2 protein-coding genes are annotated in these 2613 nt (G+C 62.2%); one reads left to right on the forward strand and one right to left on the reverse strand.

The annotated features are described in order from the left end of the window. Positions 1–100: 100 nt before the first annotated feature. Positions 101–1450, reverse strand: coding sequence for an NCS2 family permease (locus G3436_RS19950; RefSeq protein WP_163948517.1), 1350 nt, complete (start codon positions 1448–1450; stop codon positions 101–103). Between the two features lie 358 nt (positions 1451–1808). On the opposite strand from G3436_RS19950, the gene G3436_RS19955 reads away from it, so the two are divergent. Continuing rightward, positions 1809–2576 carry a GntR family transcriptional regulator gene (locus G3436_RS19955; RefSeq protein WP_163948520.1) on the forward strand — a complete coding sequence of 256 codons (768 nt, stop codon included), beginning with the start codon at positions 1809–1811 and terminating at the stop codon, positions 2574–2576. Positions 2577–2613: the final 37 nt, after the last annotated feature.

A 2613-nucleotide genomic window follows, 5' to 3' on the forward strand; every position in this document is an offset into this window, starting at 1 on the left:
AACTGCGCATACCCTGTGGGAGCTGGCTTGCCAGCGAAGGGGCCTGTCCGGGCAACAAAAAGCCCCGCCCGAAGGCGAGGCTCTAGCAACACCGCCGTGTTTACAAGAACACGAACTTCGCCACAAAGATCGCACATAGCACCCACAGGCTCGCCGAGATTTCCTTGTAGCGCCCGGTGCCTGCCTTGAGCACCACATAGGTGATGAAGCCCAGCGCGATACCGTCGGCCACCGAGAACGTCAGCGGCATCATGATCGCGGTGACGATCGCCGGGATGCTGTCGGTGGCCTCATCCCAGTCGATGTGCGCCATGCTGCCCATCATCAGCATCGCCACATAGATCAGCGCACCCGCCGTGGCATACGCCGGGATCATCCCGGCCAGCGGCGCAAAGAACATCGCCGCGACAAACAACAAGCCCACCACCACCGCCGTCAGGCCGGTGCGCCCGCCTGCGGCCACCCCCGCAGCGCTCTCCACATAGCTGGTCACCGGCGGTACACCCACCACTGCACCGAACACGCTGGAGGCACTGTCGGCCTTGAGCGCGCGCGACAGGTTTTCGATACGCCCCTCGGCATTCACCAGGTTGGCGCGCTGCGCCACGCCCATCAGCGTGCCGGCGGTGTCGAACATATGTACGAACAGAAACGCCAGCACCACGCTGATCATGCTCACGTTGAACACCCCGGCCACGTCCATGGCCATCCAGGTGGGCGCCAGGCTGGGCGGCAACGAGAACACCCCGCCGTACTCCACCAGGCCCAGGCCCCAGCCGGCGAGGGTCACGGCAATGATGCTGATCAGGATGGCGCCGAACACCCGGCGATAGCTGAGCACCGCGATCATCAGGAAGCACACCGCCGCCAGCAGCGGCCCCGGCTCGTGCAGCGAGCCCAGCTTGATCAGGGTGGCGGGGCTGTCGACGATGATGCCGGCCGTCTTCAGGCCGATCAGCCCGAGAAACAGCCCGACCCCCGCCCCCATGGCATGGCGCAGGCTCAGCGGGATGCTGTTGAGCAGCCACTCGCGTACCCGCGACAGGGTCAGCAGCATGAACAGCACGCCCGACACGAACACCGCACCCAGTGCGGCCTCCCAGGTGTAGCCCATGGTGCCGACCACGGTGTAGGTGAAGAAGGCGTTCAGGCCCATGCCCGGTGCCAGGCCCACTGGCCAGTTCGCGTACAGCCCCATCAGCAGGCAGCCCAGCGCGGCCGCAATGCAGGTGGCGACGAACGCCGCGCCATGATCGATGCCGGCATCGGCCATGATGTTGGGGTTGACGAAGATGATGTAGGCCATGGTGATGAAGGTGGTCACACCCGCAATCATTTCGGTCTTGACCGAGGTGCCATGGTGCTTGAGTTTGAAAATCCGCTCCAGCCAGCTCGTTTCGAGCGGTGGGGCAAGATCCAGCGTAGGGGCTTCGGATTTGCGGCTTTCCACAGCGTGTACTCCTCAAGTCTTTTCTTGTTGTTCAGAGCAGGTCCTGCACGTTCACTGGGGGCTCTGCGAGGGAAGGGGCGGCAGGGGCGACCAGACCTTTTGTTGACCTATGGGTCAGGAAGTTGCACGGATGGATTATGCGTTTGTATACAAAGAATGCAAATAATGTTTTTGTGAGTGTGTGCAGCTAAACTGTCGTCACGGCTATAACGGCTAACGCCCCCTGCAGAAATCGCTGCGCCTGTGTACAATGCGCCAATACCTTGAACGTTTAATCTTCTATCCAGGACTTGCCATCGCCCCATTGGCTGGTATTACAGTCAGGGTCCGATAGGTGGATCTCCGTGCTCGAGCGCCCATGAACGAACAGCTGCAACCTCTCAAGAAACCCACGCGCACCGGTAAAGCCGGTCGCAGCGGCACCCAGGACGACATCGTCTACGCGCATATCTTCGAGGCGATTCTTGAACAACGCCTGGCGCCGGGTACCAAGTTGAGTGAGGAAGCGCTGGGCGAGATCTTTGGCGTCAGCCGCACCATCATTCGTCGCGCGTTGTCGCGCCTGGCCCACGAAAGTGTGGTGCTGCTGCGGCCCAATCGCGGTGCCGTGGTGGCCAGCCCGACCGTCGAAGAGGCGCGCCAGGTGTTTTTCTCGCGGCGCATGGTCGAGCGCGCGATCACCGAACTGGCGGTGGCGCATGCCACTGCCGAGCAATTGAACGAGCTGCGCCAGATGGTGCGTGAAGAGCGCGACAGCTTTTCGCGCGGTGACCGTGGTGCCGGCATTCGCCTGTCGGGCGAGTTTCACCTCAAGCTTGCCGAAGCGGCCGGCAATGCCCCGCTGATCAGCTTCCAGCGCAGCCTGGTATCGCAGACCTCGCTGATCATTGCCCAATATGAAAGCGGCAACCGGTCGCACTGCTCGTATGACGAGCACATGCAACTGATCGATGCCATCGAAGCGCGTGACGCTACCCTGGCAGTCAACCTGATGATGCATCACATGGACCACATCGACAGCAAGCTCAACCTCGATGAAGAGAGCGCGTCGGATGACTTGCACGCGGTGTTCTCGCATCTGCTGCAAACCAAGAAGCGTGGCAATTCGGTGCCGGCCAAGGGCTGACACCGCGTCGCCTGCAATCGCGGGTCAAGCCCGCTCC

Origin of the sequence: Pseudomonas brassicae, assembly GCF_010671725.1 — a bacterium.
GTDB classification, from domain to species: Bacteria; Pseudomonadota; Gammaproteobacteria; order Pseudomonadales; family Pseudomonadaceae; genus Aquipseudomonas; species Aquipseudomonas brassicae.